The 14,140-nt window shown below is 70.6% G+C and carries 13 protein-coding genes; 8 read left to right on the forward strand and 5 right to left on the reverse strand.

The window, feature by feature from the left end; translation table 11 throughout:
- Positions 1 to 40 precede the first annotated feature (40 nt).
- Positions 41 to 982: a hypothetical protein gene (locus WMF26_RS08390; protein ID WP_437999887.1), complete on the reverse strand. Its 942-nt coding sequence runs from the start codon at positions 980 to 982 to the stop codon at positions 41 to 43.
- Between the two features lie 205 nt (positions 983 to 1,187).
- Here WMF26_RS08390 and WMF26_RS08395 point away from each other — a divergent pair, with 205 nt between their 5' ends.
- From WMF26_RS08395 to xylA, 3 genes are all read left to right on the forward strand, one after another.
- Positions 1,188 to 1,943 carry a ferritin-like domain-containing protein gene (locus WMF26_RS08395; protein WP_437945577.1) on the forward strand — a complete coding sequence of 252 codons (756 nt, stop codon included), beginning with the start codon at positions 1,188 to 1,190 and terminating at the stop codon, positions 1,941 to 1,943.
- Positions 1,944 to 2,156: 213 nt separating this feature from the next.
- Entirely contained in the window at positions 2,157 to 3,296 is a 1,140-nt protein-coding gene (locus WMF26_RS08400) for a hypothetical protein (RefSeq protein ID WP_437999888.1), read from the forward strand.
- A gap of 501 nt (positions 3,297 to 3,797) precedes the next feature.
- Positions 3,798 to 5,129, forward strand: a complete 1,332-nt coding sequence (xylA, locus tag WMF26_RS08405) for a xylose isomerase (RefSeq protein WP_437999889.1) — start codon at positions 3,798 to 3,800, stop codon at positions 5,127 to 5,129.
- Between the two features lie 44 nt (positions 5,130 to 5,173).
- Here xylA and WMF26_RS08410 read toward each other — a convergent pair whose 3' ends face one another.
- Complete coding sequence (locus WMF26_RS08410; RefSeq protein ID WP_437999890.1) at positions 5,174 to 7,042, reverse strand: hypothetical protein; 1,869 nt, start codon at positions 7,040 to 7,042, stop codon at positions 5,174 to 5,176.
- A 367-nt stretch (positions 7,043 to 7,409) separates the two neighbouring features.
- Between WMF26_RS08410 and WMF26_RS08415 the strand changes: the two genes are divergently transcribed.
- The 5 genes from WMF26_RS08415 to WMF26_RS08435 all read left to right on the forward strand — a co-directional run bounded on the left by WMF26_RS08415 (position 7,410) and on the right by WMF26_RS08435 (position 11,236).
- On the forward strand, positions 7,410 to 7,757 hold the full coding sequence (locus WMF26_RS08415) for a polyhydroxyalkanoic acid system family protein (protein ID WP_061625990.1): 348 nt from the start codon (positions 7,410 to 7,412) through the stop codon (positions 7,755 to 7,757).
- 12 nt (positions 7,758 to 7,769) lie between these two features.
- Positions 7,770 to 9,272, forward strand: coding sequence for a DNA topoisomerase IB (locus WMF26_RS08420; protein ID WP_437999891.1), 1,503 nt, complete (start codon positions 7,770 to 7,772; stop codon positions 9,270 to 9,272).
- 253 nt (positions 9,273 to 9,525) lie between these two features.
- On the forward strand, positions 9,526 to 10,032 hold the full coding sequence (locus tag WMF26_RS08425) for a hypothetical protein (protein ID WP_061625988.1): 507 nt from the start codon (positions 9,526 to 9,528) through the stop codon (positions 10,030 to 10,032).
- Between the two features lie 445 nt (positions 10,033 to 10,477).
- A complete protein-coding gene (locus tag WMF26_RS08430) occupies positions 10,478 to 10,957 on the forward strand; it encodes a DUF2383 domain-containing protein (protein ID WP_437999892.1) in 480 nt (159 codons plus the stop codon).
- Between the two features lie 57 nt (positions 10,958 to 11,014).
- Positions 11,015 to 11,236, forward strand: coding sequence for an addiction module protein (locus WMF26_RS08435; protein ID WP_020733669.1), 222 nt, complete (start codon positions 11,015 to 11,017; stop codon positions 11,234 to 11,236).
- Positions 11,237 to 11,301: 65 nt separating this feature from the next.
- On the opposite strand, the gene WMF26_RS08440 is transcribed toward WMF26_RS08435, so the two are convergent.
- The 3 genes from WMF26_RS08440 to WMF26_RS08450 form a co-directional block, all read right to left on the reverse strand.
- Complete coding sequence (locus WMF26_RS08440) at positions 11,302 to 12,468, reverse strand: acyl-CoA dehydrogenase (protein ID WP_437999893.1); 1,167 nt, start codon at positions 12,466 to 12,468, stop codon at positions 11,302 to 11,304.
- Between the two features lie 297 nt (positions 12,469 to 12,765).
- Positions 12,766 to 13,890, reverse strand: a complete 1,125-nt coding sequence (locus tag WMF26_RS08445; protein ID WP_437999894.1) for a class I SAM-dependent methyltransferase — start codon at positions 13,888 to 13,890, stop codon at positions 12,766 to 12,768.
- 37 nt (positions 13,891 to 13,927) lie between these two features.
- On the reverse strand, positions 13,928 to 14,131 hold the full coding sequence (locus WMF26_RS08450; RefSeq protein WP_437336671.1) for a hypothetical protein: 204 nt from the start codon (positions 14,129 to 14,131) through the stop codon (positions 13,928 to 13,930).
- Between the last annotated feature and the right edge of the window lie 9 nt (positions 14,132 to 14,140).

The raw sequence follows: 14,140 nt of genomic DNA on the forward strand, positions 1-14,140 counted from the left end.
CGGCGTCCTCGTGGGCGACGGGGCGGTGCGGGGCGGGCGCTCAGGGCGTAGACGTGGCGCTGACGACGTACTCGACCGAGAGGCCGAAGTTGCAGTCTCCGGTGAGGTCGTAGTTCCTGAAATAGCGATGGTTGGTGACGGTCAGCGCGCCGACCTCGGCGCTCTCTCCGGTCGGGATCGAGACCGCGGGCCCGTCGCCGGCCGACACGGACATCCCGAGCCTCCCGTAACCGCACATGTCATCCTCCTCGCGGTAGCACTCACGCTCGCCGTCGCGGAGGGTGAGCCCGAGGGGCTCGTTCTCTCCCACGCCGACGACGAGCGCTCCGTCTCGCTCGAGGCGAATGCGGGTGCGCGATTCCAGGCCCCAATCCACGAACTGGGAGGCGAAGAAGTCGACGTCGAGCGCATCGCCCACAGCGACGGCGCCGGACGAGAAGCCCGGGACCGCGAAGCCCACGGTGAGCGCATTCCCGGCCTCGTCCGCGAGGTCGATCATGACCTCGGGCGCGCCGTGTGCGATCTTTGTCCGTCGACGCGTGCACGGCTCGTCCGGGCCGGGTGGGCGTACGGCCGTCACCGTGCCGGAGAACGCGAACGTGCGAGGAGAGCTCGAGGGATCCACCTCTGGGAGGTCGAGGTCGGCGCACGCGAAGACGTCCGTCGTGTACGGATAACAGCTAGGCCCGCCGCCGGTGCCGCCGGTGCCGCCGGTGCCACCGGTGCCACCAATGCCGCCGGTACCGCCGGTGCCGCCGGTGCCACCAATGCCGCCGGTACCGCCAATGCCACCAGTGCCGCCAATGCCACCGGTGCCGCCAATGCCACCGGTGCCGCCGGTGCCGCCAATGCCGCCGGTGCCGGTGCCACCTGTGCCACTGCCGCCGGTGCCACCGGTGCCGCCGGTGCCGCCGGTGCCGCCGGTGCCGCCGCCGTCGATGATCTCGACGTTGCACGCGGCGAGGGAGACGAGGAACGTCATGAGGGAGACGAGGAGAGGTAAGCTCGTTCGATGGTGCATTTCTTCGTCAGCAGCACATGATGTGCCGGCCGAGCACTGTGCCGTGGCGCTGGTCCTTTCTTTGCCATGTGGGCTCGATGGGCTCGAAAGCAGCGCAAACCGCCGACGTTCACCAGGCCCCAGTTGTGCCATCCTGTGCAACCCGAGACCCCCGCGAAGGTAGATCATGCGCCCGACGCCGACCGACTCCGCCATCGATTTCGCCGCCCTCGATCCGGGCGCGCTGCCGCCCGCGCTCGTCGAGCAGGCGCGGCTCGTCTGGGCCGACCGTGTTCGCACCGAGTACCAGTCCATCCAGATCGCGACGCGCTTCCTCGGCGAGGCCCTCGCGGCGGGCGAGCCGCTCGACGTCTCCCGCGCCGTCGCGGAGACCATCGAGGAGGAGATCCGCCACGCCGAGCTGTGCGGTCGCATGTGCGCGGCGCTCGGGGGCCGCGCGCCCGCGCCGCGCGACGTCGCCGCGCCGCTCGCGGACCTGCGCGAGGTCCCGCTCGACGAGCGCGTGCTCGCGAGCGCCATCTCGCTCTTCCTGATCGCCGAGGCGTTCTCGGTCGGCTACCTCCAGGATCTCGAGGCCCGCGCCGACCACCCGGTCACGCGCGCCGTGCTCGCCGCGATCGCGGGCGACGAGGCGGAGCACGAGGCCTTCGGCCCCGAGCTCGTCGCGCGCAAGCTCCGCGATCTCCCCCCGGCGAAGCGGGCCGCGTGGCGCGGGTTCACGGGCCGGCTCGTGCGCGGGCACCTCGATCGCGCCGAGCAGGTCCTCGCGCGCGTCCCGGCGGAGGACCGGTCGCTCGACCGCTGGCCCGAGCCCGAGCGGGCGACGCTCGGGCTCCTCGGCGAGGTCCGGCTCGCGCTGCTCTGCCAGCGAACCTACAAGGAGCGGCTCGCGCCGGCGCTGGAGAAGCTCGGGCTCGGCTGAGCTGAGAAGATGGCTCCTCGCCGTGGGCCTGCCGGCCCTCGCCGAGGGGGGATCCTGCGCCGTCACGAACCGAGGGCGCCGTCCATCGCGAGCCTTCCTGCCGCTCGCAGCTCCGGCAGCGGTGCGCGCGGAAGGCGGTGTCGAGATCGGGACGCGGCTGGGTCGCTGGTACGCTGTGTGTATTCGCCGGTCCGAGGAAGTGTCCTGAGGCGATTGCCGTACACCACGGCAGGTGAGGTGAACATGGTCGTGTCGATGCAGCAGACCGCGGCAGCGGCTGCGGGCGCCGTGATGGTGGCGCTTGCGCTGTTGGGGTGCGGGTCCGAGGGGGGCGATCCGCCGGGCGGAACGGGCGGGGACGCGGGCGCCGGAGGCGCGCAAGGGGAAGGCGGGAGCGCGGACGGGGGCGGCGGCGCCGGCGCGCAGGGCGGAGGCGGGCCGTGGGAATGCGTGACCCTCGACCTCAAGCCCGGCGAGGTCGGCCCTGGCGGCGTCGTGGCGCTGTTTCGCGACGACGATCTCAATTGGATCGAGTCCGTCGGAGGGAGCGCGCTCTCGGGGGAGTACGTGTACTTCGACGCGGACTACCAGCTCCTGCGCGTGCCGGTCGCCGGCGGCCCCGCGGAGACGCTCGGGGACTTGCCCAGCGGATGGCACTCCATGGTCGGCGACACCCTCGTCTGGACCGAAGAGCTGAGCTCGCAACGCAACGTGCGCCTGCTCGCCGCGCCGGCGACGAACCTGAGCGCCTCGACCGTGCTCGCGGAGGACATCCTCCCTCCTCGCATGCTCGCGCTCGACGACACGAACGCCTACTACGATCAGGGCGACCCGCAGGCGATCTGGAAGGTCGCTCTGGCCGGCGGCAGCGCCCCCGAGGTGCTGGTGCCGAGCGGCCACCCGCTCGGCATGATCAGCCACGACGGCGCGCTGTACTGGCTCGACTTCCAGACGAACCAGCTCGAGCGGGTGCCGCCCGAAGGCGGCACCCGTGAGCCGCTCGCGGAGGTGTTCTTCGGCGGGCCGATGGCGGCGGCGGGCGAGAGCGTCTTCTGGACCGACCACAGCCTCCACACGGTCAACCGGTGGCGCGACGGCGCAGCCGCCATCGACGTCCTCCACGACATCGAAAGGGTCCCGAACGGGGATCCCACGCCCTCCGCCATCGCCGTGAGCGGTGATACCGTCTACTGGCTTCAAGGCTTTGGCTGCGTCGAGCTGTGGCAGGTGAAGACGGACGGCACGGGCGCTCGAAGGACAGCGTCGGGCTTCTTCCTCGCCGATGGGCTCTCGGTCGACGAGAGCCACGTCTTCGTGATAGCGCAAGACGCGATTTACCGCGTCGACCGCTGACCGCCGCCGCCATCACCAGGTCTCCGCCTCGCGCCGGCCCGGCGTCGAGGCGCACCTGTCTTACACTGCGCTCCATCGGGGGCCGCCTGCGTTGCTCCTGCGGCGAGCGGGCGGCGGCTCGCCGTGGAGGTGCGCCGCCCTACAGCATCGCCGGAATCGTTTGGCGTGACGGCTGCGGGCGGCCCCCGGCTCAGCTAGCTTCGGTCAACGGCGGAGACGCCGGCGCCGACCCTAGCCACCGACCCGTCACCATGTTATTGCTAGCCGGAATTCCACTACGCGTGCAATTGACGCGAATTGACGCGCGTCGGTGGTTCGCCTGGCGTGAGGAGAGTCGAAGCCACGAGAAGCTCACGTGCTTGAAAGGCCCAACCTGGGCGTGGCGAACCTGACTCCCCCCTGGCCCCGAGGTCAGAGCCCCTGGGCTCACCTCGCCGGCCCCGCCGCCGAGAGCCCCCTCCGAACGAAGGCACACGCAAACCACGAGCTGGAGATCCGGTCATGACCGTTGTAATTGGAGATAAAGAGTACTTCCCCGGTGTCGGCAAGATCCCCTACGAGGGGCCCGAGTCCGACAACCCCCTCGCCTTCAAGTGGTACGACGCGAACCGCGTCGTCGCCGGCAAGGCGATGAAGGATCACTTCAAGTTTGCGGTGTGTTACTGGCACACGTTCTGTGGCCGCGGACACGACCCGTTCGGGCCGGGGACGATCAACTTCCCCTGGGACGAGGGCAAGGACGCGCTGGCCCGCGCTCGCATGAAGATGGACGCGAGCTTCGAGTTCATCACCAAGCTCGGCGCGACGCACTACTGCTTTCATGACATCGACCTCGTGGAAGAGGGCGACAGCCGCGCCGAGACGTCGCGCCGCCTCCAGAGCATCGTCGAGTACGCCAAGCAGAAGCAGGCGCAGTCGGGGATCAAGCTCCTGTGGGGCACGGCGAACCTGTTCTCCAACCCGCGCTACATGAACGGCGCCTCCACGAACCCGGATTTCGCCGTGGTGGCCTACGCCGGCGCCCAGCTCAAGGACGCCCTCGACGCCACCATCGCGCTGAACGGCGAGAACTACGTGTTCTGGGGCGGCCGCGAGGGTTACATGAGCCTGCTGAACACGGACATGAAGCGCGAGAAGGACCACTTCGCTCGCTTCCTGACCCTGGCGCGCGACTACGCGCGCTCGCGCGGCTTCAAGGGCACCTTCTTCATCGAGCCGAAGCCGATGGAGCCCTCCAAGCACCAGTACGACTTCGACGCCGAGACCGTGATCGGGTTCCTGCGTCAGCACGGCCTGGACAAGGACTTCAAGCTCAACCTGGAGACGAACCACGCGACGCTCGCCGGCCACACCATGGAGCACGAGATGCAGGTGGCCGCGGACGCCGGCATGCTCGGCAGCATCGACGCGAACCGCGGCGACTACCAGAACGCGTGGGACACCGACCAGTTCCCCTACAACATCAACGAGACCGTGGAGATGATGCTCATCCTGCTCCGCAGCGGTGGGTTCCAGGGCGGCGGCGTGAACTTCGACGCCAAGCGCCGCCGCAACTCGACGGATCTGATCGACACCTTCCACGGCCACATCGGCGGCATGGACGTGTTCGCCCGCGCGCTCATCATCGCCGACGACCTGATCCGCAAGTCGCCGCTCGAGTCGATGCGCAAGGCCCGTTACGCGTCGTTCGACAGCGGCAAGGGCGCGGACTTCGAGCAGGGGAAGCTCACGCTGGAGCAGCTGGCCGAGATCGGCAACGCCGGCGGCGAGGTCAAGCTCACGAGCGGTCAGCAAGAGCTGTACGAGAACATCGTCAATCGCTACATCCGCTGAGCCGAGCGCTCGAGGGGACGACGGCGGGGCGACGCCGCTCGGGCTCACCGGCCCAGCGCGGCCATCTTCTCGTTCACCCAGTCGTCCCCCACGAGCGGGTGCACGCCGGCCCCGTCCCGCTCGAGATCGATCCCCACCGAGAGCAGGCCGCTCTTCACGAGGAACGCGCCGAGCGGGTCCTGCCCGTCCGACTTGGTGAGCCGCCCGCGGATGGCGAGGTTGCCGCCCTGCGCCTCCAGCAGCCTGAAATCGACCTCGCCCTCCTTGCGCCTCACCGTCGCCGAGGCCTTGAGCCCCTCCATCGTGAGGAGCCCCGCGGCCCACCCGGGGATGGCGTCCTCGGCGTCGAGCAGCGCCACCGCGGGCCTCGCGTCCTTGCACTCGAGCCGGATCGCCGCCTCCATCAGGCCGCGCCCCACCTTCCCGTCGTCGACGTCGATGCGCGCCCACCAGCCGGGGAGCGCCTCGCCCTCGTGCTCGATCGCGAGGTCCTCGATCTCGATGCGGCTCTTGCCGAGCTTCGCCGTCGGGCCGAGGAGGTTCGCCGCCTCGAGCGCCACGCGCGCCTTGATGTCGCCCTTCACCCGCGTCTCCTTCCACGCGAGCGCCCCTTGCTTGAGGAGGAGGCTCACCGCCCCCGTGCCTCGGCCCAGCGGGTCGACCTCGAGGCTGCTCCGCGCGAAGGCGGCGCCGCCCGTGAACCGCGGCGCGTCCGGACCGGCGCCGTCCGGGTTGAGCCAGCGCAGGTCCGGGATCGCCGCGGCGACGATGTCCACCTTCGACGAGAACCCCGGCGGGAGCCGCATGAGGTGGAGCTCCGGCGCGTCGAAGGCGGCGCTCGCCCGCTCCACCACGATGGGCGGCAGCCCCTTGCCAGGGCGCTCGAGCGTCGCGCGGGGCACCGCCACCGCGAGGCGCGCCTGCCCGCGCTCGTCGACGCGGAGATCCACGTCCGCCGCGACGGCCGCCCGGAGCGACCCGGCGGAGGCCGCGAGGTGGCTCGTGCCGTACGAGAGGGTGCTGCCCGGCTCGACGTTGCCCCGGTTCACGACGAGGTTCGCCCGGAGCCCTCCGCTCCCGTCCTCGATCCGCGGCTCCGCGCCCTCGCCGGTGTAGAAGTGGATGAAATCGAGCCCGGGCAGCTGGGCGTCGAGGCGCACGCGCGCCCAGGTGGTGTCGAAGACGTCGAGCCCCTCGATGTCCCGCGGATCGAAGGTGTTCATCGTGACGTCGAGGTCGGCGTCGACGCGCGCGGCGACGCGGTCGGCGAGGTGGACCTCGCCCGAACGGAGCTCCAGCGCCACGGGCCCGACGCGGACCGAGCGGAGCGGCTTGTAGTAGAACCCCCCGCGCACGCGGCCGCCGCCGGCGTACCGGACCTGCTGGATCCAGACCTCCTTGAGCGTCGTGTCCACGCGCTCCAGGTGCACGGTCCAGAGGTTGTAGCCCTCGTCCGAGTTCTCGAGATCGCGCTTCGGCGGCAGCTCCGGCTTGAGCGGGGGGTTCGTGAACTCCGGGATGGGGGGGAGCGCCTTGATGTGCGGCGCCTCCAGATCGCGCTCGCTCGTGGGATCCACGAGCAGCCGCATGCGGAACGTGAAGCCCTCGGCGCGGATGTCCTCCGCGTGGAACTTCTTCCGGAAAAGATCGGTCAGGTGGATGTCCGCCTCCACCTCGTCGAGCAGCACCGCCCACTCCAGCGTGCTGTCGGACCCGCTGAGCCGGAGCTCCTTCACGTGCACGACGCCCGGCCAGAGGCTCCAGGCCGACCCGTAGAACAGCGTCGCGTCGGTCGGGTTGTAGCTGACGAGCCTCGCCACGAGCTTCGTGCTCAGCATGACGTTGCCGATGACGACGTAGCCGAGCCAGAGCGCGATCGGCAGGATCAACATCACCTTCAGCGCCTTGCTCATGCGCGGCCCGAGCCACCCTCTGAGGCCACGCGAAGACGTCACGGCGAAAGCTCCCGGCATGAACGGGCGGAACGCACGCGCCGTGCCGCCGAGCTGGCCCGCATCGCGGCCGGCGGGCGCTGGGCTCGCCGTAGCGATCTGCCTCGCGTGTGGCGGAGGTCGCCACGCGCGGCGCGCGAAAGTGCGCGATCTTGCCCGGATTTCCCGAGAAATGCTCTGTTCGAGGCGGTCGCCCCCCGCCGGACCCGGCGGGCACCCCGATTGCTAACCCCGATTGCCACGCCGACCCCTGGCGACCGCTGCGCTGCCGAGCCTGTCGCACGTCAGCCTCCGCTGGAGCCGAGCTCCAGCCAACCCCGAGGTCATCATGAAGCACACGGTCCATCACGACCTGAACGATGAAGAAGCCAAGAACGCCGTCCTGAGGGCGATGGAGCGGTATCGCGAGCGGTACGCGGAGTACGCGCCGTCGATGCTCTGGAGCGACGAATGGCGCGCGGATCTCGGCCTGTGCTTCAAGGGGTTCCAGGTCGCGGGGCGGCTCGAGCTCCGGCCCAAGACCGTCGATGTCGAGATCGACGTGCCGCTGCCGCTGCGCATGTTCAAGCGGATGGCGATCGCCGCGATCGACTCGGAGGTGCGGCGGTACATCGACGAGGCGCACCGCGAGCGGTCGCGGCGCGCTCATGGCGCGACCCTGGGGGGAGCTGTCTGAGCTAGCCGCGCCATGCCGAGCGCCAGCACCAAGACCCCCCGATCCAGGCGCCGCCCGCGGAGCGCGCCGCGCCGCGCGCGGCGCGCCGCCCCGAGCGGCGTCGTCGTCCAGCGGCACCGCGTCAGCCTGTCGGTCGAGACCGTCGAGACGGTCGAGCTCGCGCGCGCCGCGGGCGAGCTCGCGGCGGCCGCGCCGCTCACCCCGTCGCCGGTCGAGTCCGCGAAGTCGGCCGGGCTCCGGTACGTGAACGACGACGAGCCGGGCATCTCCCGCCGGAAGGTGGGCAAGGGCTTCAAGTTCCTCGACCCCGAGGGGCGCCTCATCAAGGACGAGGCGACCCTTCAGCGGATCCGGCGCCTGGCGATCCCGCCCGCGTGGACCGGGGTGTGGATCTGCCAGAGCGAGCGCGGGCACATCCAGGCCACCGGCCGGGACGCGCGCGGCCGGAAGCAGTACCGGTATCACCCGCGCTGGCGCGAGGTCCGCGACGAGACGAAGTACGATCGCATGCTCGCGTTCGGCTCGGCGCTCCCGGGGATCCGCGCGGCGGTGGAGCGCGATCTCGCGCTGCCGGGGCTCCCGCGCGAGAAGGTGCTGGCGACCGTGGTGCGCCTGCTCGACGAGACGTCGATCCGCATCGGGAACGACGAGTATGCGCGCGACAACAACTCGTACGGTCTGACGACGCTCCACGACGAGCACGTCGAGATCAAGGGCGATCTCATCAGATTCCACTTCCGGGGCAAGAGCGGCAAGGAGCACGAGCTGACGGTGCGGGACCGGCGGCTCGCGCGCATCGTGAAGCGCTGTCAGGACGTGCCCGGCCACGAGCTGTTCCAGTACATCGACGGCGACGGCCAGCGGCAGCGCATCCACTCCGACGACGTGAACGAGTACCTGCGCTCCCTCGCGGGGCAGGAGTTCACGGCGAAGGACTTCCGCACCTGGACCGGCACGGTGCTGTGCGCGTCGTTCTTCTGCGAGATGGAGGTCGCCACCTCGGCCCGCCAGATGAAGAAGTGCGTGGCGCAGGTGATCGACATGGTGTCCGCCCGCCTCGGCAACACGCGCGCGGTCTGCCAGCGTTGTTATGTCCACCCCGCCGTGATCCGCGCCTACACCGAGGGGGCCTTGCAGACCTTGCTCGAGGCGAAAGAGGCGATCACGGACGAGGCGATCGCGGCGCTCCGGCCCGAGGAGGCCACGATGCTCCGGATCGTCCGCGGGTTCAGCGAGCGCGACGCGGTGCCGCTCGCCACCCAGCTCCGCGAGAGCGTGCGCGCGGTCAAGGCGCGGCGCGCCGGCAAGGCGCGGCCGGCCGACGAGGCGCGGCGAGCGGACAGGAGCGCAGCGCGCACGACGAGCGCGAAGCGTCCGAGGAGCGCGACGCGCTCGAAGAGCCCGACGCGCCTGAAGAGCGCGGCGCGACCGGATCGCCCCGCGCGTCCGAAGCGCAGCGTGAAGCGCCCGAAGAGCGCGAAGCGCCCGAGCGGGCAGCGGCGCGCCGCTGCCTGACCCGTCCCCAGTGCAACCCTAGCTCCCGCGCTTGCTGCGCCCGGCGCCGCGCCGCCGCGGGCAGCCGACGAGTGCGCCGTGTCCCCCCGTCACAGCGTGGCCATCTCGCCGTGGCATTGTGCCCCGGGCGCGGGGCGTTCTGCCGTCGATCTGTGAGCAGCTACGCAGACTTCACGCGATGGACGCGCCCGGTACGTTTCGTGTTCTGCGAAGGAGAAGCGAACGACGAGGACCCTCAGCCAAGGAGACATACATGGCGAGCCAGAGGTTGGTCACCGAGATGGTGCGGACACGTGTGGAGGCCGAGGACGCCATCCGGCGTATCCTCGACCACGGACACTCGCGCAGGGACATCTGCGTCATCGTGAGCGAGGCCGCCCGACGCCAGCACTTCTCGCGTTCGCGCGTGCAGGGCGCGGCCGTGAACGGCAATGCGCTCAGCGCGATCCTCGCCGCGGCGGGCGCGGGGCTCGTGGTGCCGGGGCTGCGGCTCGCGGTGGCCGGCCCCATCGCGGTGAAGCTCGCCGACGCGAGCTCGGGCGGCGAAACCGCCAGCCTGGGCAGCGTGCTCGTCGACGCCGGCATCCCGGAGCCGCGCGCGCCGGAGGTCGAGCGGCGCCTCAAGGAGGGGGCGATGCTCATCGGCGTGCTCGCGCGCGACGACGCGGACGCCGCGGCCGTGCAGGCGATCCTGCGCGGGGTCGGCGCCGGGGAGTCCTGCGGCACCAGCAAGGGCGCGCGCGTCTTCGCGACCCTCTGACGCCGCGCTCGGCCGCCCCAGCTGCGGCGGTATGCCCCCAACCGAGCGCCGTCAGGGCGCCAAGGACGCCAGGAGAGCCCAGAGTGCACCTCTCGCTTCTCTCCTGGCGTCCCTGGCGCCCTGGCGGCTCGAGCTCTCCTCGTCCTCTCCTCGTCAGCTCCGACGCCTGAACGCCTCGCTCCCGCGATGAGCCCGCTGCCACACGAGCGGGAATCAGTACGGGTGGAACGGGGTTTGAATAGAATCCAGAGAGCTCAACCGAGGCCGCCCCGGTCTGAGACGTGGATTACCCCTGACGCAACGATGGCCGTACGCTCTCTGCGACGAGGTCGAACATCGGCGGTCTCGCTCACGGTTCTCGCGCGGACGTAGGTCGCGCCGGCTGCTGCTCGGGAGGTAGGGAGGAGACGAATCGGCGTTCACCAGCAACCTCAGGAGAGTACCCATGGAACCGATCGCATTCGCAGACGAGAGCGTGGGCCTGGACGGCCTGATCGATGACGATTCGATCGAGCAGCTCAAATCGTTCTGCCGGGGCGAGATGTCCGCGGTGGAGACCTACCGTCAGGCGATCGCCGCCGCGCGCGAGGACTGGTTGGTGCGGCAGCTCCGGCTCAACCTGGCGTCGCACGAGGCGCGGGTGCAGATGCTGCGCCGGCGGATCGAGGAGCTCGGGGGCGACCCGCCGTCGAGCTCCGGGCCATGGGGCGCGTTCGCCAAGGTGGTCGAGCGGACCGCGGTGGCGCTCGGCCACAAGACGGCGCTCTCGGCGCTGGCGGAGGGCGAGGATCACGGCCTGAAGGACTACCGGAACGACCTCGAGGAGCTCGACTGTGAGTCGCACGTCCTGGTGCGCGACGTGATCCTGCCGCAGCAGGTGTCGACGCTCCGGACGCTGGCCGACCTCAAGCGCCAGCTGCCGTGACGCGGCCGGGCGCGGCGGATTGTTCTGGCAGGCGCGTCATGCGATACTTCCCGACGTATGGCCAAGGCTGCCCTGGACATCGCCCGACTGAGCCGCGACGAGCAGCTCGACCTCCTCGACGAGCTCTGGGCTCGCCTCGGGCGAGACCCTGATGCGTTCCCTCTCAGCGACGCGCAGCGCGTCGAGCTCGATCGGCGCCTTGACGAGCTCGAGGCCGAGGGACCGGTCGGGCTCACGTGGGATGAGGTCGTCGCCCAGGCGCGCGCACGGTCACGGTGAGGGCGTCGTGGTCTTCGTCGCGTGCTTTCACGCGCGCCGAAGACCCGAGTTCTAGAGCTCCCCGCTCAGCCCTTCACGTCGTACTCCGCCTGGAGCAGCTTCGCGATCGTCGACAGCTGCATGTTCGACGTCCCCTCGTAGATCTTCCCGATCTTCGCGTCGCGGTAGAGCTTCTCGACCGGATAGTCCTTGGTGAACCCGACGCCGCCCATGAACTCGATGCAGAGCGACGCCGCCCGCTCGGCCACCTCGGACGCGAACAGCTTGGCCATCGCGGCCTCCTTCACGAACGGCTGGCCAGCGTCCTTGAGCCGCGCGGCGTTGTAGACGAGGAGGCGCGCGGCCTCGATCTCCATGGCCACGCGCGCATACTGGAACTGCACGCCCTGGAAGCTCGCGATCGACTGGCCGAACTGCTTCCGCTCGCCCATGTAGCGCATCGCGTGCTCGAACGCCCCGGCGGCCAGGCCGAGCATCTGCGCGCCGATCCCGATCCGGCCCTCGTTCAACGTCTCGATCGCGATCTTGTAGCCCTTGCCGACCTCGCCGAGCACGTTGCCCTCCGGCACCTCGCAGTCCTCGAGGACGAGCTCGCACGTGCTGGAGGCGCGGATACCGAGCTTGTTCTCCTTCTTGCCCACCGAGAACCCAGGGGACGTCCGCTCGACCACGAAGGCCGTGATGCCCTTGTACCCCTTCGACGGGTCGACGCTGGCGAACACAAGGAACAGCGAGCTCTCGTTCGCGTTCGTGATCCACAGCTTGCGGCCGTTCAGCACCCAGCGGTCGCCCTTGCGCTCGGCCCGGGCCGCGAGCGCGAAGGCGTCCGAGCCGGAGCCCGCCTCGCTCAGCGCGTACGAGCCGACCCACTCCCGGCTCAGCCGCGGGAGATACCGCTCCTTCTGCGCGTCGCTGCCCCAGCGGAGGAGCGCGTTGGCCACGAGCGTGTTCTGCACGTCGATGAGCACACTGACGCTCGGGTCGACCACGGCGAGCGCCTCGACCGCCAGGATCGCGTTGAAGAAGCTCGCGCCGGAGCCCCCGTACGACTCCGGGATCTCGATGCCCATGAGGCCGAGATCGAACAGCGGAGGGAGCAGATCGCGGTCGAGCGCGCCCTGCTCGTCCATCGCCGCCGCGCGCGGCGCGACGCGCTTCCGGGCGAAATCAAGCACCGAGTCGCGGAAGAGGCGCTCCTCGTCGGAGAGCTGGGTGAGCGGAGGATGGGACACGACGGTTTCTCCTTGTGGGTGCATGGCGCGGCGCGGCGGAGGCGACCGCGGCGTCCCACTATGCACCGCGAGGACCGCAGGCGAAAGCCGTTCGAGCGCGCCCGCGGCGCCCTCCGCCGCGGGCCGGCTCATCCGTTGTATCGCGCGTCGCGCGCCTCCCGCTCCTCGCGCGCCTCCCCCAGAGGGCCCGGCGGCCCGATCGTCCAGGCTGCTACGCGCTCTCCCCGGTCCAGGGCGCCGCGCGCGCTCCGCTGCGGGCGCGCCGCGCGGCGCGCCAGGGCTCACGCGCTCACGCGCTCACGCGCGCCTGCCGGCGGGCGCGTCGCGCCGGCGGCACCGGAGCAGCGTGTGGGCGAGGCCGAGGTGGTCGATCTCCGCGTCGACGGTGAGCCCGGCCTCCTCGATGCAGCGCTTGATGTCGGCGGCGCTGTACATGCGGCTGTTCCCGTTCGCGAGGCACGTGAAATACAGGGAAGAGCCGTGCAGGCAGTGGACCGCCACCTCGTTTTCCTGACGATCCCAGAACGTGTCGAGGATCCAGAGCTCCGTCTGCTCGCCCATGGCGGCGCGCGCCCGCCGGAGGATCTGGGTGATGTCCGCCTCGGAGAAGCACACGAGGAACTGGCTCATCCAGATGGCGTCGAACCCCGTCGGGAACGCCTGTCCGTGATCCAGGAAGTCGATGGGCGTGCCCATGACGCGGCCGAGCAGGCCGTGCTGCTCCACGTTGACGCGCGCGTCCTCGAGCTGGCCCGGCAGGTCCAGGATCGTGACCCGCACGTCGGGGTCGTGCGTACAGCACTGGATCGCCCACCGGCCGGTGTTGCCGCCGATGTCGAGGAGCGTCTTCGGCCGCCGCTCGAACACGATGGGCAGCGCCTTCGGGAACGCCGAGTCGGAGTAGAGGTGATCGAAGGCGAACCAGCTCTCCCTCACCTTCGGCGGGAGCTCCGGGAGCGCCTCGTACACCGTCGGCCAATCGCCGAAGACCTTCAGGCCCGCCGGCTTGCCGCCCTCGATGGCCTCGTCGAGAAAGCGCATGCCCTCGTAGCAAACGTCATGGATGAAATCCATGTTGATACGGGTCATCCGGTCGTTCTCGACGACGAGCCCGACCCGCGTGATCGCGTAGCGCTCTTCACCTTCGCGCCCGCCTCGCAGCTCTCCGTTGCCGCCGGCGAGCTCCACGAGGCCGAAGCTGAGGCTCGCCTCCAGCAAGGTCTTGGCCGCATAGGCGGAGAGGCCGGTGTCCTGGGCCACCTCCGCCGCCGTCCGGCCGCCCTTGCCGGCGCGCTGGAGCGCCCTGAGCACGCCCCGGTTTCTCATGACCCGCGCCACCTGGAACATGACGGGCGCGAACGCGATGCGCTGGGCGGCGAGCATGGCGTCGAGGGTGGGATTCGGGGCGGGATCGTTCTTCATCGAGCTCCGGTCGTCGGGGATTGAGGGGAGGGCGAGGCTAGCGAGCGCCCGCGCGCTGGAGGAGCAGGGCGAAGCCGCCGAGGCCCGTGAGCAGCGCGCACTCCGCCCGGCCCTCGTCGGCGAGCGAGATCCCCATCACGCCGCACGCCAGGCCGAAGGCGAGGGTCGCGACGCCGAGCCGCCTCTCATCGGTCGGCCGGACGGACGGAGACGACGGTCGCGTGCGGTAGGGGCTTGCCACCCGGGGATG

It is taken from the genome of Sorangium sp. So ce185 (assembly GCF_051526825.1).
In the GTDB taxonomy this organism is placed as follows: domain Bacteria; phylum Myxococcota_A; class Polyangia; order Polyangiales; family Polyangiaceae; genus Sorangium; species Sorangium cellulosum_D.